General features: G+C 68.6%; 20 protein-coding genes and 2 tRNA genes. 8 read left to right on the forward strand and 14 right to left on the reverse strand.

From position 1 onward, the window contains the following. Nucleotides 1-17: 17 nt before the first annotated feature. The 12 genes from C5B97_RS15260 to C5B97_RS15315 all read right to left on the reverse strand — a co-directional run bounded on the left by C5B97_RS15260 (nt 18) and on the right by C5B97_RS15315 (nt 11726). Nucleotides 18-800, reverse strand: a complete 783-nt coding sequence (locus C5B97_RS15260; RefSeq protein ID WP_104312859.1) for a dihydrofolate reductase family protein — start codon at nt 798-800, stop codon at nt 18-20. A gap of 62 nt (nt 801-862) precedes the next feature. Beyond that, nucleotides 863-1789 (reverse strand): dihydropteroate synthase, encoded by a 927-nt coding sequence (folP, locus tag C5B97_RS15265; RefSeq protein WP_104312860.1) that lies wholly within the window; start codon nt 1787-1789, stop codon nt 863-865. 71 nt (nt 1790-1860) lie between these two features. After that, a tRNA-Thr gene (locus C5B97_RS15270) sits at nt 1861-1936 on the reverse strand. Between the two features lie 87 nt (nt 1937-2023). Further along, complete coding sequence (locus tag C5B97_RS15275; RefSeq protein WP_104312861.1) at nt 2024-3616, reverse strand: alpha/beta hydrolase; 1593 nt, start codon at nt 3614-3616, stop codon at nt 2024-2026. Continuing rightward, nucleotides 3613-4782, reverse strand: a complete 1170-nt coding sequence (locus tag C5B97_RS15280) for a DNA polymerase III subunit delta' (protein ID WP_104312862.1) — start codon at nt 4780-4782, stop codon at nt 3613-3615. The genes C5B97_RS15275 and C5B97_RS15280 overlap by 4 nt, the downstream gene beginning before the upstream one ends. Before the next feature lie 2 nt (nt 4783-4784). Further along, nucleotides 4785-5423, reverse strand: a complete 639-nt coding sequence (tmk, locus tag C5B97_RS15285; RefSeq protein WP_104312863.1) for a dTMP kinase — start codon at nt 5421-5423, stop codon at nt 4785-4787. Next, complete coding sequence (gene topA / locus C5B97_RS15290) at nt 5420-8317, reverse strand: type I DNA topoisomerase (RefSeq protein WP_104312864.1); 2898 nt, start codon at nt 8315-8317, stop codon at nt 5420-5422. The genes tmk and topA overlap by 4 nt, the downstream gene beginning before the upstream one ends. 169 nt (nt 8318-8486) lie before the next feature. Then, a complete protein-coding gene (locus C5B97_RS15295; RefSeq protein ID WP_104312865.1) occupies nt 8487-8855 on the reverse strand; it encodes an Rv3654c family TadE-like protein in 369 nt (122 codons plus the stop codon). Continuing rightward, entirely contained in the window at nt 8852-9208 is a 357-nt protein-coding gene (locus C5B97_RS15300) for a TadE/TadG family type IV pilus assembly protein (RefSeq protein ID WP_258068304.1), read from the reverse strand. The genes C5B97_RS15295 and C5B97_RS15300 overlap by 4 nt, the downstream gene beginning before the upstream one ends. Before the next feature lie 8 nt (nt 9209-9216). Then, complete coding sequence (locus C5B97_RS15305; RefSeq protein WP_104312866.1) at nt 9217-9435, reverse strand: DUF4244 domain-containing protein; 219 nt, start codon at nt 9433-9435, stop codon at nt 9217-9219. A gap of 60 nt (nt 9436-9495) precedes the next feature. After that, nucleotides 9496-10536: a type II secretion system F family protein gene (locus C5B97_RS15310; RefSeq protein WP_258068305.1), complete on the reverse strand. Its 1041-nt coding sequence runs from the start codon at nt 10534-10536 to the stop codon at nt 9496-9498. Continuing rightward, on the reverse strand, nt 10533-11726 hold the full coding sequence (locus tag C5B97_RS15315; protein ID WP_104312867.1) for a TadA family conjugal transfer-associated ATPase: 1194 nt from the start codon (nt 11724-11726) through the stop codon (nt 10533-10535). The genes C5B97_RS15310 and C5B97_RS15315 overlap by 4 nt, the downstream gene beginning before the upstream one ends. Before the next feature lie 570 nt (nt 11727-12296). Here C5B97_RS15315 and acs point away from each other — a divergent pair. Beyond that, on the forward strand, nt 12297-14264 hold the full coding sequence (gene acs / locus C5B97_RS15320; RefSeq protein WP_104313031.1) for an acetate--CoA ligase: 1968 nt from the start codon (nt 12297-12299) through the stop codon (nt 14262-14264). Between the two features lie 87 nt (nt 14265-14351). Here acs and C5B97_RS15325 read toward each other — a convergent pair whose 3' ends face one another. Together C5B97_RS15325 and C5B97_RS18015 are read right to left on the reverse strand one after the other, a co-directional pair. Further along, nucleotides 14352-14813 carry a RidA family protein gene (locus C5B97_RS15325; protein WP_104312868.1) on the reverse strand — a complete coding sequence of 154 codons (462 nt, stop codon included), beginning with the start codon at nt 14811-14813 and terminating at the stop codon, nt 14352-14354. Next, nucleotides 14810-14974: a hypothetical protein gene (locus C5B97_RS18015; protein ID WP_167516566.1), complete on the reverse strand. Its 165-nt coding sequence runs from the start codon at nt 14972-14974 to the stop codon at nt 14810-14812. The genes C5B97_RS15325 and C5B97_RS18015 overlap by 4 nt, the downstream gene beginning before the upstream one ends. A gap of 97 nt (nt 14975-15071) precedes the next feature. On the opposite strand from C5B97_RS18015, the gene C5B97_RS15330 reads away from it, so the two are divergent. The 7 genes from C5B97_RS15330 (at nt 15072) to C5B97_RS18020 (ending at nt 24418) form a co-directional block, all read left to right on the forward strand. Next, nucleotides 15072-17594 carry a transglycosylase domain-containing protein gene (locus C5B97_RS15330; protein WP_104312869.1) on the forward strand — a complete coding sequence of 841 codons (2523 nt, stop codon included), beginning with the start codon at nt 15072-15074 and terminating at the stop codon, nt 17592-17594. A gap of 33 nt (nt 17595-17627) precedes the next feature. Then, entirely contained in the window at nt 17628-18611 is a 984-nt protein-coding gene (locus C5B97_RS15335; RefSeq protein WP_146080837.1) for a metallophosphoesterase, read from the forward strand. Nucleotides 18612-18615: 4 nt separating this feature from the next. Then, entirely contained in the window at nt 18616-21144 is a 2529-nt protein-coding gene (locus C5B97_RS15340) for a transglycosylase domain-containing protein (RefSeq protein ID WP_104312871.1), read from the forward strand. Nucleotides 21145-21229: 85 nt separating this feature from the next. Further along, a tRNA-Pro gene (locus C5B97_RS15345) sits at nt 21230-21303 on the forward strand. A gap of 89 nt (nt 21304-21392) precedes the next feature. After that, on the forward strand, nt 21393-22280 hold the full coding sequence (locus C5B97_RS15350; RefSeq protein WP_181027040.1) for an aminoglycoside phosphotransferase family protein: 888 nt from the start codon (nt 21393-21395) through the stop codon (nt 22278-22280). A gap of 117 nt (nt 22281-22397) precedes the next feature. After that, on the forward strand, nt 22398-23519 hold the full coding sequence (gene solA / locus C5B97_RS15355) for an N-methyl-L-tryptophan oxidase (protein ID WP_104312873.1): 1122 nt from the start codon (nt 22398-22400) through the stop codon (nt 23517-23519). Continuing rightward, nucleotides 23516-24418, forward strand: coding sequence for a LysR family transcriptional regulator (locus C5B97_RS18020; RefSeq protein WP_104312874.1), 903 nt, complete (start codon nt 23516-23518; stop codon nt 24416-24418). Before solA ends, C5B97_RS18020 begins: the two co-directional genes overlap by 4 nt. The last annotated feature ends 47 nt before the right edge of the window (nt 24419-24465 follow it).

Consider the following 24465-nt stretch of genomic DNA (forward strand, 5'->3'; position numbering starts at 1 on the left):
GCGATCTCGAGATCGGGTCAGCTGAGCCCGGCCGAGCGCCGGTAGTGGAGCAGCAGCGTGTGATCGCATTCGAGGACCCCGGCGAGGGCGAGCGGATGCTGCGCGAGCGTCTCCGAGTGCGCGATGCGCCCTTCCTGGCCGCCCACGAGCGCGGGCGACACGGTGAGGCAGAGCTCGTCGAACGCGCCCTGGGCGTTGATCTCGCCGAAGAGTGTTGGCCCGCCCTCGCAGAGCACCTCGCTGTGGCCGAGCTCGCGCAGCATGGCGCGCAACTCGGTGACGTCGAGGGTTCCGGGGCGGTCCGGATGCTCTGGCACGGTCAGCACAGTCGCAACCTCCCGGAAGGGCGCGAGCCGTTCCGGGTCGGAGACCGGAGTCACGACGATCGGCGGAACGGGTGCGTCGGCGAACATCTCATGCTTGGGGTCGAGGGCGAGCCGACTCGAGACGATGCCGAGCGTCGGGTGCGCGGGCCGTCCCCGCGCCTCCCGCCACGCGACGGAGGCCTCGGAGACGCGAAGGCCGACGTAGCCCTCGTCTCTGAGCGTGCCTGCCCCGACGAGCACGAGGTCGGCGAGGCGGCGCAGCAGCTCGAAGACCCGGTGGTCGGCTGCCGTGCCGAGGCTCCCCGAGCGGCCGTCACCGCCCGTGGCGGCGCCGTCGACGCTCGCGACGAAGTTCAAGCGGAACGCGCCGTTCGCGGGGTAGGCGTAGTGGGCGAGCAGCTGCTCGTCGTCGAGCCACCCGTGCTCGCCTTCTGGGCCGAGCAACGAGCGGATCGCCGCTGATGGAGCGTTCATGGTGAGAGCATGCCACGGCGACGTGCGCGGCAGTGGTGAGTTGGATGCGAGCGGGGTGGGCGCTACAGGTTGTGGCGCGTGTACGCGGGCGCGCGCAGTCCGAGGATCGCTTCGGTCATCCTCGTCGCGTCCACCGCTTCTGGGACGTTGTGCATGCGGACGATGCGAGCGCCGAGCAGGATGCACGCGACGGCGGATGCAAGCGAGCCCGAGACGCGGTCCCGCTTCTCCCGATCAAGGGTCTCCCCGATGAAGTCCTTGTTGGAGACGGCGGCGAGCACGGGGAAGCCGATCGATGAGATCTCGTCGAAGCGCCTGGTCAGCTCGAGCGTGTGCAGGGTGTTCTTGTTGAGGTCATGCCCCGGGTCGATGATGAGCTGCTCTTCCCCGACGCCGAGTTCGATGGCACGTTCGGCGCGTGCTGCCAGGAACACCCGCACCTCACCGACGACGTCGTCGTAGTGCGGGCGCGCGAGCTCCGCCCTCGGCGCTGCGACGCTGTGCGTGATGACGAGCTGCACGCCGGAGCCCGCCACGACTCTCGCGAGGTTCTCGTCCCGGAGGCCGCTCGTGTCGTTGATGATGCCCGCGCCCGCCTCGATGCAGGCCTCCGCTACGCGCGCACGGTACGTTTCTGCGGAGATCGGCACGCCGGTGCGCTCTCGGACTGCACGGATCACCGGCACGACGCGGGCGATCTCATCCGCTTCCGAGAGCTCCTCGCCTGGCGCGAACGGCTGCCCGCCGATGTCGACGATGTCGGCACCCGCGCGTTCGGCGGCGAGCACCGCGTCCACGGCGCTCTGGAGACCGAACGTCGCCCCGTCGTCGTAGAACGAGTCTGGAGTGCGATTCACGATCGCCATGACCGCGACCCGGCGCGAGAAGTCGAACGGCTCCACAGTTCCCAGCTGGTGCACGGGGCTCCGCAGCGGCGGGAACGCGAGAGGCGGGTGCTGATCGGGGTCGTGGTGCCTGCGCTCGAGCATCTGCTCAGCGTACGGGAGGCGGGGCGCCCGAGAAGACAAGAGCCCCTCCGCACCGAAGTGCGGAGGGGCGATGGGGCCGCCTGCGAGAATCGAACTCGCGACCTATTCATTACGAGTGAATCGCTCTGCCGACTGAGCTAAGGCGGCCTGCCTGCAGCTCAACTCCCTGGGGTGCTGAACTCGACACCAAAGCATAACGCACACTTTGCTCAAGTGCACATCGGGGTGTCGCGGTCAGCAGACCAGCCCCTCGGCGGGCACGGTGCCGTCGATGAAGTAGGCGTCGACGGCACCGGTGATGCAGCTGTCGCCCTGCGTGTAGGCGAGGTGTCCCTCGCCCTCGAAGGTGAGCAGCGTGGCCGATTCGAGCTGCTCGGTCACGGCCTCCGCCCACGCGTACGGCGTGGCCGGGTCGCCGGTCGTGCCGATGACGAGGACCGGGTCGGCTCCCGCACCGGTGACGGGTGCGAGCTCGTTGGTGGACGGGAACGCCCACTGCTGGCAGGTCGTGTCTCCGAGCGCTTCGGGTCCTGGAATGCCGATCGGGGTCGACTCTGCGATCTGCCGGTTGAAGTCGGCGATCTTGGCGGGGTCGGTCTCGACCGGGTAGTCGAGGCAGTTGATGGCGGTGAAGGCCTCGAACATGTTGTCGGCGTAGGTGCCGTCTGGCCCGCGACCGTAGTAGGAGTCGCTGAGCGCGAAGAACCCTGCAGGGTCGCCCGCTGTCTCATAGGTGGCGAACGCGTCGCTCAGGTACGGCCAGCTCTGGTTGTTGTAGAGCGCCGAGCTGATGGCCGTGTCGATGACGCCGCTCGTGAGCTTCCGGCCGTCTGCGTTCACGGGGAGGGTGTCATCGGCCTCGGCCATGAGGGTGTTGATCTTCGCTATCGCCTCGTCCACTGTGCCGGTGAATGGGCAGCTCGTCGTCGTCAGGCAGTCTTCGAGGTAGGTGCGGGTGGCTTCACCGAAGGCGCCCTGCTGGGCGAGCACCACCTGGAACGTCGACAGGGTCGGGTCCGTGGCGCCGTCGAGCACGACGCGGCCGACCGTCTCCGGGAACATGTCGATGTACTGGGCGCCGATGTCGGTGCCGTACGAGAACCCGAAGTAGTTGACCTTCGGGTCGCCGACGAGCGCGCGCAGCAGGTCGAGGTCCTGCACGGTGCTCTTCGTGTCGACGAACTCGAGGAGCGGTCCCGTGTTCTTGAGGCAGTCGTCGGCGAACTCCTTCGAGTTCGCGGTGACCTCCGCGATGATCTGCTCATCGGTCGCGGTGTCCGGATCGAGATCTTCGTTGACGCCATAGAACCACTCGTCCATGCCGGCATCGTCACGGCACTCGACCGCGCTCGACTCACCGACACCGCGCGGGTCCCAGCCCACGATGTCGAAATCCTCCATGAGCTCCGGCGTGAAGACGAACTGGGCGCTGTCGCGCACGAACGAGACGCCGGATGCTCCGGGACCGCCAGGGTTGGTGAAGATCGTCCCGATCGGGTTGCCGCTCGACGCGGGTACCTTCACCATGGCGAGCTCGATCTGCTCCGAGGTCCCGTCTGCCCAGTCCATCGGAGCTTCCGCGGTTGCGCACTCGAGACCGCCGCCGCACGCGTCCCAGCCGAGGTCCTGCTCGTAGAACGTCTGGATGCTGGGGTCGAGGCCGGTCGGGACGACGTCGACGTCCTCCGTCTGCACGCCGCCACCGGAGCCTCCGCCGGCGAGCGTCGTCACGAGCGTGCATCCGCTGAGCAGGAAGACGACTGCTCCGGTCAGGAGCGAGGCGCCGATGCTGCGCGTCGCCGCGCGACGTCTGGTCGGTCTGGTCATGATGCTCCCTGCTGCGATGGCGTCCAGCTGATCAAGAATGCCTCGAGGACGAGCGCCACAGGAACGTTTGCGGCGAGTCGTGCTCTGGCTTTGCTCGCCGCGTCGATGCTCGTGAGCACGTCGTCGGAGCTGCGCGAGCTCGTTGCAGATTCCAGTTCGTGCCGCCGGTGCTCGTTGACGAGCTCTACAGGGAGTGCCAGCTGCAGCATGAGCAGGTCTCGCAGCAGGGAGACCGAGTCGGTCAGGATGCGATCGATCGCATCGACCTGACCGCGCTTCGCTCTGCGCTTCTGATGCTCTTCGAGCTCACGGATCTGTCCGCGGAGCTGCCTCGGCACTGCCTGGCCCGGCGTGAGGCCGAGGGACCGGAATGCGGCTGACCGCTCCTTGTCGTCGCGGTCTGCCGCGTTGGCGGTGGCGTCCTCGTCGGCGATCGCGACGAGCTGTGCTGCCTTCCGGACGGCGTCGCCGGTCGTGCGGATGTCGAGCAGGCCGTCGAGGGACGCGTCACGGCGACCCCACGCGTCTTCGCTCGTGGCGAGTCGTTTGGCCATGCCGACGTGGCTCTGCGCCTCGCGGGCGGCACGCAGGGCGACTTCCGGCTCGATGCCGTCGCGACGCACGAGCAGCCCGGCGACGTCTCGAACCTCCGGCACCCGAAGCCGCACGCTGCGCACGCGTGAGCGGATGGTCGGCAGCAGGTCGGCCTCGCTCGGCGCGCAGAGCACCCACACGGTCGACTCCGGTGGCTCTTCGATGGCCTTGAGCAGCGTGTTCGAGGTGCGTGCGACCATGCGGTCGGCGTCTTCGACGAGGATGACCCGGTAGCGCCCGGTCATCGGCGACATGGATGCGCGCTCCACGAGTTCGCGTGCCGTCTTGATGTCGAGCTGCACGGTTTCCGTGACGACGGCCGTGAGGTCGGGGTGCGAGCGGGCGCGCACCTGAACGCAGGACGGGCACACGCCGCATCCGTCGTTCGGGCACAGCAGTGCCGCCGCGAAGGCGTAGCCCATGTTGCTTCGACCGGAACCGGGTGGGCCGGTGATGAGCCACGAGTTCGTCATGCCGCTCGTGTCCACTGCACCGCGTTTGGATGCCTTCGCCGCGTTCGAGAACAGGGCGATCGCGTCGTCCTGACCGGAGAGGTCGTCCCAGACGGTCATGGCTACTCGCCGACCGGGCGCCGCTCGAGGAGCTCGGCGACGCGGGTGCGGATGCGCTCAGCCACGTGCTCTCGCGGCTGGGTCGCGTCGATCACGAGGAACCTGTCCGGGTCGGCGGCGGCAAGGCCGAGGAAGGCGGAGCGGACGGCGTCGTGGAAATGCTTCGATTCGGCTTCGAGCCGGTCGTAGGTGCCGCGGGTCGCGCCGATACGTCGGCGCCCTTCGTCCGGATCGAGGTCGAAGAGCACGGTGAGGTCGGGGAGCAGGCCGCGCGCGGCCCACAGGGAGAGGTCCCTGACCTCGTCGGCGCCGAGCTCGCGCCCCGTGCCCTGGTAGGCGATCGAGGAGTCGAGGTAGCGGTCCTGCACGACGACGTCGCCGCGTTCGAGCGCTGGTCGGACGACGGTGGCGATGTGGTGTGCACGGTCGGCGGCGTACAGGAGCGCCTCGGCCCTGGCATCCATGTGACCCTTGCGGTGCAGCACAAGTTCCCGGATGTCGGCGCCGAGGTCGGTGCCGCCCGGTTCGCGCGTGCGCACGACCGTCTGCCCGAGGGCCGCCAGCCATTCCTCGAGCAGGGCCGAGTGCGTCGACTTGCCCGCGCCGTCGCCGCCCTCGAGGGTGATGAAGAGGCCCGTCATTCGCTGCTTGCTGCCCCGCTGGCCTTGGCCGCAGGCTTCTTGGCAGGCGCGCGCTTCGCGGCAGGCTTCTTCGCTGCGGTCGTCTTGGTCGCCGCCGCCTTGGAGGCAGCTGGCTTCTTGGCGGCGGGCTTCTTCGCTGCCGGCTTCTTCGCGGCCGTGGTCTTGCGCTTGACAGGACCCTTGGCACGCTTGTCGGCGAGCATCTGCACGGCTTCCTCGAACGTGACGTCCTCCGGGTTGGCGCCGCGCGACACGGTCACGTTGGTCTCGCCGTCGGTGACGTACGGACCGAAGCGACCGTCCTTGATCTTGATCGGCTTGCCGCTCACGGGGTCGGCCTCGAACTCCTTGATGGCCGCCTTCGTGGTGCGTGCCCCGTACTTGGGCTGCGCGAAGAGCTCGTGCGCGGCCTCGAGCGTGACGGTGAAGATCTCGTCCTCGCTCGTGAGCGACCGCGTGTCGGTGCCCTTCTTCAGGTACGGCCCGTACCGGCCGTTCTGGGCCGTGATCTCGGCACCCGTCTCGGCGTCGACGCCGACCACTCTGGGCAGCTCGAGCAGCCCGATCGCCTGCTCGTAGGTGACCTGCTCTGGGATCATCGACTTGAAGAGCGACGCCGTGCGTGGCTTCTCGGCAGCGGCGGCCTTCTTGGCGCGCGGCTTCTTGACTGGACGCCCCTCGGCAGCGGCGGCTTTCGCCTCGGCCTCTTCGGCGAGTGCCTTGGCCTTGGCCTCAGCCTCTGCGGCGGCCTCCTCGGCCTCCGACGGAGCCTCGGTCACGTACGGGCCGAAACGGCCGTCCTTCACGACGATGCGCTTGCCGGTCTCGGGGACGACGCCCAGCACGCGATCCGTCTGGATAGGTGCTTCGACGAGCTCGATCGCTTTCTCTGCGGTCAGCTCGTCGGGGGCCAGGTCTTCTGGGACGTTGACGCGCCTCGGGGTCTCGCCTTCCGTCTCCGGAGCGACCTCGAGGTAGGGGCCGTAGCGGCCGATGCGAAGGACGATGCCGTCGGCGAGCGGGGTCGAGTTGATCTCGCGGGCATCGATCTCGCCGAGGTTGTCGATGACGCCGCGGAGTCCCTTGTGGTCGTCGGTTCCGAAGTAGAACCCGCGCAGCCAGTCGTTGCGCTGCTCGGTGCCGGCGGCGATGCGGTCGAGGTCGCCTTCCATCTGCGCCGTGAAGTTGTACTCGACGAGGTCGTGGAAGTGCTCTTCGAGGAGACGCACGACGGAGAATGCCGTCCAGCTGGGGACGAGCGCGCTGCCGCGCGGCGCGACGTACCCGCGGTCGATGATGGTGGAGATGATGGATGCGTACGTCGACGGGCGGCCGATGCCGAGCTCGTCGAGCGTCTTGACGAGGCTCGCCTCCGTGTAGCGCGGGGGCGGACTGGTCTCGTGGCTCTTGGCGTCTGCCGTCTCCGGATCGAGCTTCTGCCCCTTGGTGAGCGGCGGCAGCTTCGCTTCTGCGGTGGTCGAGTCGTCGCGCGCCTCGTCTTTCCCCTCCTCGTAGGCGGCGAGGAAGCCGCGGAAGGTGATGACGGTGCCGGACGCCTGGAACTCGGCGACGCGGCTCGTGACGGTGCCCTGCGCATCGGAGACGTCGATGGGCGAGGCGTCGATCGTGACGGTCGCCGTCTGCCCCTTGGCGTCGGCCATCTGCGAGGCGATGGTGCGCTTCCAGATGAGGTCGTACAGCTTGAAGTCGTTGGGGCTCAGCTTGGGCCGAAGCTCGCTTGGCAGCGCGAACGTGGAGCCGGCCGGCCTCACGGCCTCGTGCGCTTCCTGCGCGTTCTTCGACTTCGAGCCGTAGAGGCGGGGAGCCGATGGAACCGTCTCGGCCCCGTAGAGCTTGGCGGCCTGCGTGCGTGCAGCGTTGAGCGCCTGCGATGACAGTGACGAGGAGTCGGTACGCATGTACGTGATGTACCCGTTCTCGTACAGCGACTGCGCGACGCTCATCGTCTGGCGTGCGGTGAAGCGCAGCTTGCGGGCGGCCTCCTGCTGCAGGGTCGAGGTCGTGAACGGCGCGGCGGGGCGTCGAGTGTACGGCTTGGACTCGACGGAGGACACCGTGACGGGAACCGTGCCGGCCGTGAGCTGCACGGTCAACGTGGTCGCCTCGGCTTCACCGAGGATCACGGACGAGTTCTTGAGCACTCCATGGTCGTCGAAGTCGCGTCCGGTGGCGACGCGCTCGCCGTCGAGCTTCGTCAGACGGGCGACGAAGGCCGACCCTTCCTTCCCCTGCTCGGGCGCGAAGCGGGCTTCGACTCCCCAGTAGCTGGCCTTCACGAACGCGAGCCGCTCGCGCTCGCGGTCGACGATGAGGCGTGTCGCCGCTGACTGCACGCGGCCGGCGGAGAGTCCGGGGCCGACCTTGCGCCACAGCACGGGCGACACCTCGTAGCCGTAGAGGCGGTCGAGGATGCGCCTGGTCTCCTGCGCGTCGACGAGGTGCACGTCGATGTCGCGCGTGCGGTCCTTCGCGGCTTCGATCGCCTCGCGGGTGATCTCGTGGAACACCATGCGCTTGACGGGGACCTTCGGCTGGAGCACCTGCAGGAGGTGCCAGGCGATGGCCTCTCCTTCGCGGTCCTCATCAGTTGCGAGGATGAGCTCGTCGGCGTCCTTGAGCGCCCGCTTGAGCTCGGCGACGGTCTTCTTCTTCTGGTCGGAGACCACGTAGTACGGCTCGAACCCGTTGTCGACGTCGACGCTGAACTTCCCGAGAGAGCCCTTCTTGAGCTCTGGCGGGAGGTTCTTGGGCTCGATGAGGTCGCGGATGTGTCCGACGCTGGCGAGCACGGTGTAGTCATCACCGAGATACTGCGAGATGCTCTTCACTTTGGTCGGCGACTCGACGATGACCAGTGTGTTGCTGCCTGACACAAGCGTTCCTTGGATGGGTCTGCGTGCTCTCGCACGACGATTCCGGCTGGCCGGAGTTATGTGGGGGCTGTTGCCACCCGTCGGCGCCCATTATATGGATGGGCTGGTACATGGACGGGGTGGCTGGGCGGAAGGCCTCCGACTGCCGGCGGCTCCGCTTCACGGCTTCTCAGTGAGGTGGCGGTCCTGCCCTCGACGGTTCCGAAAAGACGAACGGGCCGGACTCTACACGAACTCGCACAACGGCCTCACGGCCGCTGACCGTGCAGGCTTCGAGCGAGGCACCGTTGGCGGCGACGATGCGGGTGGCTTCGGCGCACGGGTCCCCCGGCTTCAGCCCGGATGCGACGTCGGCCGCGGCCAGCGCGCCCGCGTCGGCTGCGGCGTGCGCGGCCTGTCTTGCTGGGAAGGCGGCGAGCACGCTGACGGCTCCGACGGTGAGTGCAAGAAGAAGGAGGGAGACCGCCAGCACGACGACCCCACCGGCGCCCCGGTCTCCGCCCAGGCAGCGGAGAGGTGCCGACGCTTCGGCGCTCATCGTCCGCCGCCGAGCGCGCACGCGCGGGCGCCGACATCCACAGGGAGCACGCGCTCCCCGAGGATGAGTGGCGTGGACGCCCGCGCACAGACGAGGCCGTCCGCGCGACTGATCTCAAGGTGCGCGTCTGGTACGAGCGAATGCACGTGCTCGCGAGCGACGGCCTCGTCGTCCCCACGTGCCACGAGCCTGACAGCGTCGGCGACGGCGTCCTGCAACCGGACTTGCACGACGACGCCCTGCAGTCCCGTGAGGCAGAAGGCGAGCAGGAGGACGACGGCGGGTGCCACGATGGCGAACTCCGCCGTCGCCGAGCCACGCTGGGAGCTCGCGGGCAGGAGCCATCGGGGCACCCGACGCATCATTCGTCCAGCGTGAGGGCGGTGCGGATGATGTTCTCGAGCAAGCCCCTGACCTCGTCGCTCTGCATGATGACGACGAGGAGCCCCGCGAACGCGACGGCTGCCATCGTCGCGATCGCGTACTCGGCCGTCGCGGCCCCCTCGTCATCGCGCATCCACTGCCGGAGTCTGCTCAACAGGCCTCGGGATGCGTCGCCGAAGGTCGTGATCTGGAACATGGGTGTACCTCTCTTATTACGTATTGACGGTTGGAATGCGGCACGGGCGTATCGGGCGGCTCAGAGCCGCGAGATGGTCTGGGTCACGACGGCGAGGATGAGCGGAGCGACGCCGAGCAGGAGAAAGGCCGGGAGCACGCACAGGCCGAGCGGCAGCATGAGGCGCACGCCGAGTTCGGCCGCTTTCCTGCTCGACGCGGCGCGCGCGTCGCGTCGCTCGAGCGCGGCTTCGCTGCGCAAGAGGGATGCGGCGGGCACCCCAGCGTCGCGGGCGAGCTCCAGCACTCGGTCGACGCACCCGCCGCCCAGGCCGGTTCGAGCCTCCGAACGCCCGTCGGTTCCGAGCGCCGCGTCATCGAGCGCGCGTTGCACAAGCGGGCGGACCGCGGCGACGGATGTGCCTCCAAGCATCCCGAGCGCCGTCAGGTCCAGGGCGAGGCCTGGCAGCTGCTCTCGTCGGGAAGCCGCTGCGATGAGTGCCCTGTTCCAGAGGTGCGCGGCGACCATGAGGGCGACCCCTCCGCCGAGACAGGCGAGGCCGATCGGCGTGCCGAAGAGCATCCCGAGGCTGTCGAAGCCGAGTGCGAGCCCGAGGAGGACTCCGACGGCGGGCAACGCCATGACCAGCCGCGCGGCGCTGCTCGGGCCCGCGAGCGCGAGTTGCACCTCCCGCTCGGAGGCGCCGAAGTCGCGGAACGTCTGGGCCAGTTCGCCGAGGCCCCGGGCAAGCGGGGCCCCCGTGGTCTCGGCGAGGGACCAGGCGCAGCCGAGGGCTCGCCAGCTCGGCTCATCGTGCTCCCGGAGCATCGCACCGACTCGCTTGCCAGCGCGCACGCCTCTCGCGATGGTGAGCTCGACGGGATCGCTGGTGGCGGCGCGCCACCGCGCGGGGCGAGGAATCCTCAGGCGGAGCCTGCCCTCCACCCAGGATGCGAGCCGCCTCCAGGCGATTCGTCCGGACCTCGGTGATTCTTCGGAGGCGGCGAAGCTCGCCACGTGCTGCCACGCGGAATCCGCTGTGGTGCCGCCTGCGAGCAGGGCTGCGAGTCGCTCGACGACCGCCGCGGTGCGCTCGGCAGCGTCGACATCGTGCTGGGTCATCGCCGGCCGAGACCTCGGTGACCCGGATCGTGTCGGCGTTCATCTCCGCGACGGACATCAGCCTCGCCGGCGGTGGCAGACGCGAGAGCCGTGACGTTCTTCGCCTGGCCAGATTCTCGACGCAGGACCGACGCGATGGCCAGGCGCCCGGCCTCATCGAGGCAGAACTCCCCGATGTCCGCGAGCCGCCGATGCCCGACGGACGTGCGCTCGACGTGCATGACGAGGTCGATGGCGCTCACGGTCTGCCTGGCGACCGCATCCTGCGTCATGCCGGCAAGCGCGCCAAGGGCCTCGAGGCGCGAGGGCACATCGGCGAGGGAGTTCGCGTGGAGCGTGCCCGCGCCGCCGTCGTGCCCCGTGTTGAGTGCGGCCAGGAGCTCCCGGAGTTCGGCGCCGCGACATTCGCCGAGCACGAGCCTGTCCGGGCGCATCCGCAGCGACTCGCGGACGAGACGCTCGAGCGGCACGCTCCCGGCCCCCTCGATGTTCGCCTGTCTCGCCTCGAGCGAGACGCTGTGGGGATGTGCGATGCGCAGCTCGGCGACGTCCTCGATCACGACGATGCGGTCGCGGGGGTCTGACTCCGAGAGGAGCGCGGACAGGAACGTCGTCTTCCCGCTTCCGCCGGCACCCGTGATGAGCACATTGGCACGAGCCCGCACCGCTTCCCGGACGAGCTCCTCCGCGCCAGGAGAGAAGAACGCCTGCCGGTCGAGCTGCTCGATGGTGAGCTGGCGGACCCGCGGTGCCCGAATGGACAGGAGCGTGCCGGAGATCGACACCGGAGGCAGCACAGCGTGCACGCGGATGCCGTCAGCGATGCGCACGTCGACGCACGGCGCGGATTCGTCGAGGTGCCTGCCGCCGGCAGCGACGATACGGACGGCCAGTTCGCGCAGCGCCCGCTCGCTCGGCGCCACCCAGGAGTCTTCCCGCTCCGCGCCGCCGCCTCGATCGACGAAGAGGCCGTCGGTGCCGTTGACGAAGAGGTCCGTGACCTCGCCATCGGCGACGTACATCGCCAGGGGACCGAACGCGTCCGCCTGACCTCGAGTCAATGTCCGAACGGATCGCGGCGTGCTCTCCGCGGTGCGCGGCGGCAACGGCAGCGAGGCCGCACGCTGCGAGGCCGGACGAGCGACGAAGCGCTGGCCTGATGTCGATTCGAGAGCTGAGCCGTGTGCCATGCACGAAGCGTACGAACGCCGGAGGCCCACGAGTCCGATGGCCGTCGCGCCTGTGCATGGGCCACTGTGCACAGGGCACACGACGACGGAGTCGCGCCGGACCGAACCGGGGCCGCGGGAGAATTGGAGAGGCGCCCGGACAGGGGGATATCCGAGCGCCTCAGCTCATGCAGCGTTCAGGGGGGGTGATTGCTGCAGAGCGACGATAGTTGCGACAGAGAGCGAAACCATCGAGGTCCATGGTAGTGCATATTTCGTCCAGAAAACTAGCCGGTCGGCTGTCTATCGAAAAATGTTCGGCTACAGCCCGCACTTCCGCGCGAGATCACGGTTTACGCCACATTTTTCACCCCCGACACGCCGCGCGCTCACGTCTGCGCGTGGCATGGACTGCGCCACGGCTGGCACAAGTTCGGGTTCACGTGCTCCCCGAAGCGAGGTGGCCCCGGGAAGCCCGCGGACATTCCCCCCGAAAGGCGGGAGTCGCGGCACATGCTGGCTCCGTAGACTTCTGGCACGCTGCGCCGCATTGAGGCGGTGCCGGATCGCAATGACGCGAAAGGACCTGTGGTGGCTGACAAGATCGAACACCTCCTGGAAGACCTCGAGACCTTCCCGCCAAGCGACGAGTTCACGGCCTCCTCCCCCGTGCCAGCAGACCTCGCGGCGCGGGCCGAGGAGGACAGGCTCGGCTTCTGGGCCGACCAGGCCAGGGAGCTGCACTGGTCGACCCCCTTCACGGAAGTCCTCGACTGGAGCGACGCCCCGTTCGCGAAGTGGTTCGGCGACGGCACGCTCAACGCCAGCTTCAACTGCGTCGACCGCCACGTGCTCGCCGGCAACGGCGACCGGGTCGCGATCTATTGGGAGGGTGAGCCCGGCGACAAGCGCACCATCACGTACTCGGACCTCCTCGGCGACGTCAAGCGCGCCGCGAACCTCCTGGAGAGCCTCGGTGTCACGGCAGGGGACGTCGTCGCGATCTACATGCCGATGATCCCCGAGACCGTCGTCGCGATGCTCGCCTGCGCACGCATCGGCGCCGTGCACTCGGTCATCTTCGGCGGGTTCAGCGCCGACTCCATCCGCAGCCGCGTCGAGGACGCGAACGCCAAGCTCGTCATCACGAGCGACGGCAGCATCCGCAAGGGCCGCATCTTCCCACTCAAGGAGACCGTGGATGCGGCGCTCGAGGCCGAGGGACACACCGTCGAGCACGTGCTCGTCGTGCGTCGTGCCGACAACGAGGTCTCACTCACGCCGGGCCGGGACCTGTGGTGGGACGAGGAGATCGCGCAGGTCGGCGACGAGCACGTTGCGAAGCCGTTCCCCGCCGAGCATCCGCTGTTCATCCTCTACACCTCGGGCACCACGGGGAAGCCGAAGGGCCTCCTGCACACGACGGGCGGCTACCTCACGCAGACCTCGTTCACGCACCGCACGATCTTCGACCTCAAGCCGGAGCAGGACGTGTACTGGTGCTCGGCCGACGTCGGCTGGGTGACGGGGCACAGCTACTTCGTCTACGGGCCCCTGGCCAACGGCGCGACGCAGGCCATGTACGAGGGCACGCACGACACCCCCGACCTCGGCCGCTGGTTCGACATCATCCAGCGCTACGGCGTCACGATCTTCTACACGGCACCGACAGCGATCCGCGGCTACATGAAATCGGGCAGGCAGATCCCCGCCAAGTACGACCTCTCGTCGATCCGCCTCCTCGGCTCGGTGGGCGAGCCGATCAACCCTGAGGCGTGGGCCTGGTACCGGGAGGTCATCGGCGGCAACCGGGTGCCGGTCGTCGACACGTGGTGGCAGACGGAGACGGGGGCCATCATGATCTCCGCGATCCCCAGCCAGGTGGCGCTCAAGCCCGGTGCCGCCCAGGTGCCGGTGCCCGGTGTTGTCGTCGAGGTCGTCGACGACCAGGGCGAGCGGGTCGACCCGGGCGAGATGGGGCTGCTCACGATCACCGAGCCGTGGCCTTCCATGGCGCGCGGCATCTACGGCGACCGCGAGCGGTTCATCGAGACGTACTGGTCGCAGTTCCCCGGGCGCTACTTCGCGGGCGATGGCGCGGGCGTCGACAAGGACGGCCACCTGTGGCTGCTCGGTCGCGTCGACGACGTCATGAACGTCTCCGGGCACCGACTTTCGACCACGGAGATCGAGTCGGCGCTCGTCGACCACCCGTTCGTCGCCGAGTCGGCGGTCGTCGGAGCGAGCGACGAGACGACAGGCCAGGCGGTCGTCGCGTTCGTCGTGCTCAAGGAGAGCAAGAAGGCCGAGATCGAGGCGTCGGACGCACCCCAGGTGCTGCGCTCGCACGTCTCGACGAAGATCGGCGCGATCGCCAGGCCGCGCCAGGTGTACGTCGTTGCCGAGCTGCCGAAGACGCGTTCCGGCAAGATCATGCGCCGCCTGCTTCGAGACGTGGCGGACGGCAAGGCCGTGGGCGACACGACGACCCTCACGGATGCGTCCGTGATGTCCGCGATCTCCGCGGGTGTCGCATCCGGGACCGCCGACGACGACTGATCCGCAGGGCGAGGCGAGCGAAGCCCTGCACCTCTCGGGAGAGGGATGCAGGGCTTCGTGGTGTGCGGATGCTCGCGAACGAGCTCGCTACTCGTAGGCGACGATGAGGTCGACCTCCACGGGCGAGTCGAGCGGCAGCACCGCGACGCCGACCGCGGCGCGGACATGCTTGCCGGCGTCGCCGAACGCGAGGCCGAGCATCTCGGAGACGCCGTTGGCGACCAGGGGCTGCTCGGTGAAGTCCGGAGCGGAGGCGACGTAGACCGTCACCTTCACGACGCGCGTGACGCGGTCGAGGTCGCCGATGACGGACTTGATGGCGGCGAGCGCGTTGAGGCCGGCGAAGGCGGCGAACTCGATCGCATCGTCGCGCGGGACCTCGGCGCCGACCTTGCCCTTCTCGGGGATCGCGCCCTCGATGAACGGCAGCTGGCCGGACGTGTAGACGAGACCGCCGTGCTCGACGGCCGGGACGTAGTCGGCGACGGGAGCTGCGACGGGCGGCACCGCCATCCCCATCGCGCCGAGACGCTCTTCGACCTGGCTCATGACTGCTCCCCCGCGATCGGACGCTTCATGTAGGCGACGGAGCCGCCCTCAGCATTGGTGGAAACCTGGACCAGTTCCCAGCCCTGAGCACCCCAGTTGTTGAGGATGACAGTGGGGGTGTGCAACGGGAGCGGGGTGATGAAATATTCCCACTTCTGCATGGACGTCCTCCTGTGCGTGAGCGCTCAGGCGCTTCATGGGGTTCTCATTGAACACTCCTGAAGACGCCGAGAGCGGGTGTGACTTACCCTTGATCCTATGTCTGTCACGAATCCAGGGGCGCCCAAACGCAACATTCTGGGCGGCCTCCTAGGGCTGCTCGGTATGAGCGGAGTCGCGGGCGTGCTCGTCACGGCCATGATCACGCCGCTCATCGCCGTCACCGGTGTGGCCGCGAACAGCACCATCTCGCTGTTCGAGAACCTCCCGACGTACCTCGAGATCGGCTCGCTGCAGCAGAAGACCGAGCTGTATGCCTCCAACGGACAGAAGTTCGCCGAGTTCTACAACCAGAACCGCGAGGAGGTCTCGCTCGACCAGATCTCCCCGTACGTCGCAGCAGCGGCCATCTCGGTGGAAGACCCGCGCTTCCGTGAGCACGGCGGCGTCGACGTCATCTCCGCGGCACGAGCTCTCGCGCAGTCCGTCATCGGCGACGGCGCGGCGGGTGCATCCACGATCACCATGCAGTACGTGCGCAACGTGCGCGTGCAGACGGCCGAGGCGATCCCCAACCAGGAGGAGCGCGACAAGGCCTACCTCGAGGCGACCGAGACCACCACGGGCCGCAAGCTCCAGGAGATGCGCCTCGCGATCGGCGTCGAGAAGCAGTTCTCGAAGGACGAGATCCTGCAGGGCTACCTCAACATCGCCCTCTTCGGCGGAACGACGTACGGCATCGAGTCTGCGGCGCAGCGCTACTTCGGCAAGTCGGCGCTCGACCTGAACCTGCAGGAGTCGGCGAGCCTCATCGCCATCGTGCAGGAGCCCAACGCCTACCGGCTCGACGTGCCAGAGAACATCGAGGCGAACAAGATCCGCCGCGACTACATCCTCATGCGCATGATGGAGGAAGGCGCGATCGACCAGGCGACCTACGAGGCGACCATCGCGACGCCCGTCGAGCCCCGCCCGACCGAGCCGAGGCACGGCTGCGGCGCGGCCGAGGGCAACGCGCAGTACTTCTGCGACTACGTCCGGCTCATCATGGTGCAGGACCCGGCCTTCGGCGAGACCTACGAAGAGCGGCAGTTCAACTTCCAGACCAAGGGCTACCAGATCAAGACGACCCTCGACCTCGACATGCAGGCGCAGGGTCAGGCCTCGATGGCCTCCGCGGTTCCCGCGTACGTCGAGGGCATGGACATGGGATCAGCTGCCTCGATGGTCGAGGAGGGCACGGGCCGCGTGCTCATGATGGTGCAGAACACCGCCTTCGGCGACACCGAGGAGCTTGCTGCCCAACCCGGCTACACCTCGGTGAACTACAACACCGACTACGAGTACGGAGGCTCCACCGGCTTCCAGGTCGGGTCGACGTACAAGATGTTCACGCTCGCCGAATGGCTCGCATCGGGCAAGTCGCTCAACTCGTCGGTCAACGGCAAGGACCGCGCTTTCAACCTCATCAACTTCCAGAACTCGTGCCTCGGCGCCGACGGCGGCTCCTGGTCGCCGACGAACGACGGTGGCGCGAAGGTCGGCAACGTCTCCGTCCGCCAGGCCACCTCGCAGTCCATCAACACGGCCTACGTGGCGATGGCTGAGCAGCTCGACCAGTGCCGCATCCGCGACACGGCCATGGCCATGGGCGCGCACCGTGCCGACGGCGCGGTCAACGAGTCGAACCCGGCAGCCGTGCTCGGCACGAACACCATCGCGCCGCTCTCCATGGCGACCGCGGTAGCCGGCTTCGCGAACGGCGGCGTCACCTGCTCGCCCATCGCCATCGACAGCATCACGCTGCGTGACGGCTCCGCCCTCGAGGCACCGAAGTCGACATGCAACCAGGCAGTCACCCCCGAGGTCGCCGCGGGAGTCACCTCGGCGCTCCAGGGCGTTGCAAACGGCGGTACCGGTAGCGCGTCCAACCCCGGCATCGCACCGCTGATGGGCAAGACCGGCACGACGGACAGCGGCCTGCAGACGTGGATGGTCGGCGCGACCTCGAAGGTCGGCCTCGCCGTCTGGGTCGGCAACGCGAGCGGCCAGGTGCCCATGTACGGCGTTGACCTGCCCCGCGCCGTCGGCAGCCAGACCCGTCACGTCATCTTCAACGACGTCATCGCGCAGGCGATGCGCGTCTACGGGGGCGACTCGTTCCCCGAGCCCACCGGCAGCGCCGTCCAGAACGAGCAGGTGACGGTCCCAGACCTCGCCGGCAAGTCGACGGCAGAGGCGAAGACGTCGCTCGAGGGGCTCGGCTTCAGCGTCTCGGTCGGCAACCCCGTCGAGTCCGAGCAGCCCGAGGGGACTGTCGCGAGCACGCTGCCGAGCGCCAACACGCGCGTCACGCAGGGCACGACGATCACGATCAACCCGTCGCGCGGACCGGACACCGCGCCGACGTCGGACGCCCTCGCCGCCCCCGACCTCGCGGGCCAGACCCAGGAACAGGCGCAGTCGACCCTCTCCCAACTGGGGTTCAACGGCACGATGGCGATCCTGACCGAGAAGAGCGCGACCGTCCCGAGCGGGCAGGTCATCCGCACCGACCCGGCCCCCGGCGCGGAGCTCGAGCGCACCGGGTCCATCCAGGTCTACGTCTCTTCCGGCCCCTAACGGGTCATCGCACTGACTGAAACGAGTTCCACCATGGCGAATCCTGTCGCCACCTCGAGCTCCGGGAGACCTTCCCGACTCGGACCAGGCTCTTCATCTCTCGGAGCCGCAAGCGCCGTCGCCCTCACCCTTCTCGGGGTGGGGGCGGCGACCGCCGTATACGGCACGATGATCGAGCGCCGGGCCTTCCGCCTGCGCCGCGTCGAGTCGCGCATCCTGCCGCCAGGCTCGGCCCCCCTGCGTGTACTGCACCTCAGCGACTTCCACGTCGCGCCGTGGCAGCGCAAGAAGCAGGACTTCGTGCGAGGCCTCGCCGCGCTGAAGCCCGACCTCGTCGTCGGCACCGGCGACAATCTGGGTCACGTCGACGCCATCCCCACGGTCGCGCACATGCTGGAGCCGTTCGAGGGCATCCCCTCGGTGCATGTCTACGGCTCGAACGACTACCTGGGCCCCGTGCTCAAGAACCCGTTCACCTATTTCGGTCGCTCCGCGCACGTCGCGAAGAAGGCCCCGCACCTCGACACGAAGACCCTCACCGGGCACTTCAATCGCCTCGGATGGACGCCGCTCAACAACATGGCGGCCGTGCTCGAGGTCGCCGGCAGGCGCATCCGCTTCTTCGGCGTCAACGACCCGCATATCGAGGCCGACGACTTCGCGGCGGCGGGCAAAGCACTGCGGGAAGCGTCGGAGGGCCAGGACTGGGACCTCACCATCGGGCTCGCGCACGCCCCGTACCAGCGCGTGCTCAGCGGCCTCGTCGACCTCGGCGCGGATGCGATCTTCGCCGGTCACACCCACGGCGGCCAGGTCTGCGTGCCCGGCTACGGCGCACTCGTCACCAACTGCGACATCCCACGCGAGCAGGTCAAGGGCCTGAGCGCCTGGACCTCGCGCGGCCGCACGGCCGCACTCCACGTCTCCGCCGGCCTCGGCACGTCGATCTACGCTCCCGTGCGTTTCGCGTGCCCGCCGGAAGCGACCCTCCTGACCTTCCTACCCCGGGTATCGTGACGCCATGGCAACAAAGAAACGTGGAAGCTGGAAGCGCGGTCCGTTGACGCGCGTCCTCGGCCTGGTCGGGGTGAGCGGCCTCGCCGCCGTCCTGATCACCGCGCTCGTGACTCCGCTCGTCTCCGTCGCCAACATCGCGGAGAACAGCTCGATCAACCTCTTCGAGAGCCTCCCCGACTACCTGGAGATCAACGAGCTCCAGCAGGTCACCGAGCTCTACGCGAAGCAGGGCGGGCAGGACGTGAAGTTCGCCCAGTTCTACAACCAGAACCGCGTCGAGGTGCCGCTCGACAAGATCTCGCCATGGGTTCCGCTCGCGGCGATCTCGGTGGAGGACCCGCGCTTCCGTGAACACGACGGCGTCGACGTCATCTCCGCGGCCCGCGCGCTCGTCACGTCCGTCATCGGCGACGCCTCCGCAGGCGCCTCCACCATCACCATGCAGTGGGTCCGCAACGTGCGCGTGCAGGAGGCCGAGGCCATCCTCGACCCCGCCGAGAGCGAGAAGGCCTACATCGAGGCGACCGACCCGAACACGGGGCGAAAGCTGCAGGAGATGCGCCTCGCCATCGGCGTCGAGCAGCAGTACTCGAAGGACGAGATCCTCCAGGGCTACCTCAACATCGCCCTCTTCGGCGGCACCACGTACGGCATCGAGTCGGCCGCCCAGCGCTACTTCGGGAAGCCGGCGATCGACCTGAACCTGCAGGAGGCCGCAAGCCTGATCGCCATCGTGCAGGAGCCGAACGCCTACCGCCTCGACCGCGAAGAGAACATCGAGGGCAACAAGGAGCGCCGCGACTACATCCTCATGCGCATGATGGAGGAAGGCGCCATCGATCAGGCGACCTACGAAGCCACCATCGCGTTGCCCGTCGAGCCGAACGTCAAGGACCCGAACCACGGCTGCGAGTTCGCGGAGGGCAACGCCAAGTACTTCTGCAAGTTCGTGCAGCTGTCCGTGCTCCAAGACGAGGCGTTCGGCGCCACCGAAGCTGAGCGCAACTTCAACCTCGCAGGCAAGGGCTACAAGATCTACACGTCCCTCGACCTCGACATGCAGAGCGTGGCCACGCAGTCCATGCAGAACGCCGTGCCGTCGACCTACCCGGGAACCGATCTCGGCGCTGCCGCCTCCATGGTCGAGAACGGTACGGGACGCATCCTCGCGATGGTGCAGAACACCCAGTTCAGCGAGGTCGCAGAGAACCAGGAGCAGCCCGGCGTCACCTCCGTGAACTACAACGCGGACTACGAGTACGGCGGCTCGACCGGCTTCCAGACCGGATCGACGTACAAGATCTTCACGCTCGCCGAGTGGATCGCGTCGGGCAAGTCGCTCTACTCCTCGGTGCCCGGCCAGAACCGCACCTTCTACCTGGAGAACTTCTCCAACACCTGCGAGGCCGAATCCGACGGCCCGTGGGCACCGACCAACGACAGCGGCCAGCGCGTCGGCACCGTCTCCGTGAAGTCGGCGACGGCGTCGTCGATCAACACCGCCTACGTGACGATGGCCGAGCGGCTCGACCAGTGCCGCATCCGCGACACCGCGATGGCACTCGGCGGCCACCGCGCTGACGGGGCCATCAACCAGTCCGTTCCCGCCGCCATCCTGGGCGCCGCCAACGAGATGGCGCCGCTGTCCATGGCGACCGTCATGTCCGGCCTCGCGAACAACGGCGTCTCCTGCTCCCCCACGGGCATCGACCGCGTGACGCTGCCCGACGGCACCGAGGTCACCGGGCCCAAGTCACGCTGCATCCAGGCCGTCTCCCCGCAGGTCGCGGCCGGCGTCGACGAAGCCCTTGCTGGCGTCGTCAACGGGGGCACCGGCTCCCGGTCGAACCCGGGCATCGTGCCGCTCATCGGCAAGACGGGCACCACCGACAACGGCCTGCAGACGTGGATGGTCGGGGCGACGACGAAGGTCGGCCTCGCTGTCTGGGTCGGCAACGCCAACGGCCTCCTGCCGATGTACGACGTCGACCTGCCGCTCGCGGCGGGAAGCCAGACACGTCACGTGCTCTTCAACGACATCATCGGGCACGCGATGAGCACCTACGGGGGTGGAGACTTCCCCGAGTACGTCGAGGATGAGGACGCCCTGGTTCTCGCCACGATCCCAGACCTGACGGGACGCTCCACGGAAGAGGCGCGCCAGGTGCTCGAGAGCCTCGGCTTCGGCGTCTCGATCGGCCCTTCGGTCGACTCGGACCAGTCGCCCGGAAGCGTCGCGAACACCCTGCCGACCGCGAACACGCGTGTCGACAAGGGGACGACCGTCACCATCCACCCCTCCGCGCTCCCCGATGATTCGACGACCGGCCTGCTGGCTCCGGACGTGACCGGGAAGACGCAGGACGAGGCGACCTCGCTTCTGGCGGGTGCAGGGTTCACCGGAACAGTGACCGTCATCTCCGAGGCGAGCGCCACCGTTCCGAGCGGCCAGGTGATTCGCACGGATCCTGCAACGGGTACGCCGATCGAGCCGACCGGGCAGCTTCGCCTGTTCGTCTCGTCTGGCCCCTAGAAGTTTCCGTGGCTCGCGCCCTCGGTTGGCGGCGCGAGCCAGCTTCGGGTACTCTTGGGGAGTTCGCCGCTCGGCGGTGAGCGATCGGGGTGTGGCGCAGTTTGGTAGCGCGCTTCGTTCGGGACGAAGAGGTCGTGGGTTCAAATCCCGCTACCCCGACAGACAGGCCCGAGTTCGCAATGCGAGCTCGGGCCTTTTTGCGCGCGCAGACTGGTGTACCTTCGGCGCATGTCGAACGCGAGGGCAAAGTGCTGATTCCGGACGACCTCGTGCGGCGCCTCTCGGGGCGGCCCGCGGACATCGGAGATGACGGCGACGCCTGGCTGCGCCGACTGCCCTCGCTCATCGACGAGCGGCTCGACGCCTGGGATCTCTTGGTGGCTGGTGATGCCCGCCATGGGCACAACGCGATCGTCATCCCGGTCACCCGGCGCGGTGAGCCGCAGATGCTGAAGCTCAGCTGGCCGCACCGGGAGGCGGCGTCCGAGCACCTCGGCCTGCGGCATTGGAACGGTGGAGGAATCGTGCGGCTGGCGGCCGCCCACCCCGCGGACTTCGCGCTGCTTCTCGAGCCCCTCGACTCCGGTCGAGACCTGCACGCGATCGAGACAGACGACGCCTGCCTCGTGATCGGCGGCCTGCTGCGTCGGCTGAACGTCGCTCCCCCGCACTCGGTTCCTGACTTCCGCGCAGAGGCGCGCGGGTGGATCGAGCCGCTGCGTGCGCATCCGCCGTCCGTGCCCCGCCGCTGGGTGGACCGGGCGCTCGACACGTTCGACGCCAGACCCTACGAGCCGAGGCTGCTGCATCTGGATCTGCACTTCGGCAACGTGCTCGCGGCGGGTCGGGAGCCGTGGCTGGCGATCGACCCGAAGCCCGTGGCGGGTCCGGCCGGCTTCGAGGTGTACCCGGCGCTGCGCACCCGCGTCGAGGACTACCGCGGCGGGTCGCTCATGCACGCCGAGGTGCGGAGCCGAGTCGAGCTCATCTGCGGCGAGGCCGGCATCGACCTCGACGACGCAAGAGAGTGGTGCATCGCGCATGCCGTGCTGAACGCCCACCAGGTCGCCGAGGAGGGATGGCCGACGCTCGTGACCATGCACCTGGCCATCGCGAAGGCGCTGTCGGACCTCTGAGTGCGCGCACGGGGCCGGATACCCGAGAGGCGGTCAGCTGTTTCTCGTTTGTAAACTCTCGACTCCCATCTGGTTTACGTCTTGTGTCGCGGGCGAGATCGTCGCAGGATCGTCAGCATGGATGCAGACGTCATTGTCATCGGCCTCGGGGCCGCCGGTTCGTACGCGTCCTGGAACCTCGCCTGCAACGGCGCGAGCGTGCTCGGCCTCGAGGCGCAGTCGCTCATCCACGACGACGGGGCCTACGCGGGCGAGAGCCGTCTGTTCCGCGCGGCGTACCACGAGGGCGCCCACTACGTGCCGCTGCTCCTCGCATCCCGTCGAGCATGGCTGGAACTCGCCGACGAGAGCCTCGCTCCGATCTTCCACCCGACCGGGGTGCTCTCGATCGGGTCACCGGCAGACCCCCGCATGGAGCAGGTCCGTCGTTCGCTCGCCGCGGCCGACATCCCGCACACCACGTTCACGACCGCAGAACTCGCGGCACGCTACCCGCAGCACCAGGAGCTGAGCGACGAGATCGCTGTGCTCGACGAGCTGGGCGGCGCGCTTCGACCGGAATCGGCAGTCACCGAGATCCAACGGCGCGCAACCGCGGCCGGCGCCGAGCTCCGCGGCAACTCGCCGGTGCTCTCGGTCGAGGAGACCGGTGACGCTGTCCGCGTCGTGACCCCCGAGGGCACGCTCACGGCCAAGCAGGTCATCGTCTCGGCTGGCATCTGGACCCCGAAGCTCCTGCCGACCCTCGACCGGCACCTCACGATCAAGCCCATCGCCCTCACCTGGTTCGCCCCGCAGAACCCCGGCGACTTCGCCCCCTCCGTCTTCCCCGCGTTCATCCGCGACCACGGCGCGGTGCACATCTTCGGCGTCCCGACGCTCGACGGCTCGCTCGTGAAAGCCGGCTACGACGCGAAGTGGGGAGACATCGATGCCCCCGGCCACCTCGAACGCCGGTTGAGCGCCGCGGAACGCGCGAAGATCTCGCGAGACATCCACACCCTCCTCCCCGGACTTCCGGACGGGATCGCGAAGCACTCCGTGCACGCCGACATCTTCACCGCCGACAAGACCCCAGTCATCGGGAGGATCAGCGACCGGGTCACGGTCGGCACTGGATACTCGGGGCACGGGTTCAAGTTCACCCCCGCCTTCGGCGACCTCCTCGCGGACATCGCGCTGGACCGCACGCCCGAGTTCGACATCTCCCGCCTGTCCCCGCACCGGTTCGCCGCATGAGCGAGATCAGCCTCAAGCAGCTGCGGTGCTTCGTCGCCGTCTACACGGAGCGGAGCTTCACACGCGCAGCCAAACGACTCGGCCTGGCCCAATCGCCCGTGAGCCAGGCCGTGGCCGCACTCGAGAGCCAGCTCGGCGTGACGCTCTTCGAACGTGGCGGCCGCGATGTCACGCCGACGCCAGCCGCCGAGGCCCTGTACCCGGAGGCCGTCGAGATCCGCCGCCGCGCCGAGGGTCTCCAGCGCCTCGCGTCGGCAGCCAGCGAGCAGCCCGCGACACGGGTGCTGCGTATCGGCTCGGTCAGCTCGCTGTTCGCCAGCGCGCTGCCCGCGCTCATCCGCTCGGAAGCGCTTGCACCCTTCGCCGTCGACGTGTCAGACGGGAGCAACGCGGACCTGACGGCGTCTGTCGACGACGGCGACCTCGATGTCGCCCTGCTCCGGGACCTGTCCCCCGACAGCGACCGGCACGTGGTCGCCTTCCGCGAGCGCCTCTGCGTCGCGGTCGCTGAGGGACACGAGCTCGCAGGCCGGGAGGCGATCTCCACCGACGAGCTGCGCGACCATCCCCTGGTGCTCTTCGACCGGGGCCGCGCTCCGCTCGCGTTCGATCTGACGGTGGGTGCCTTCCTCCGGTCGGGCAACCCGTTGCGCATCGCCTCCCGGGTGACCAGCGAGCAGGCGATGCTCGGACTCGTGAGCTGTGGGCTCGGGGTCGCTCTCGTCCCGCAGTCCCTCGCGGTGCATCCGTGGCCCGGGGTGGCGTTCCGCGAGCTGCAGGATGCGGAGCACAGCTACCCATTGGCCGTTCGGGTCACCGCCGGCGACCCGCTTGGCCTCCTCGAACCGCTGGCCACGTCCCTCCGTTCCTGGGCGTCCGCGCACGCCCTCATCCGCTGACCACACCACCCCAGCCGGTCACCGTCGACCGGGCAGAAGATCCCCAC

Source organism: Pseudoclavibacter sp. RFBB5 (genome assembly GCF_002931555.1).
Taxonomy (GTDB): domain Bacteria; phylum Actinomycetota; class Actinomycetes; order Actinomycetales; family Microbacteriaceae; genus Pseudoclavibacter.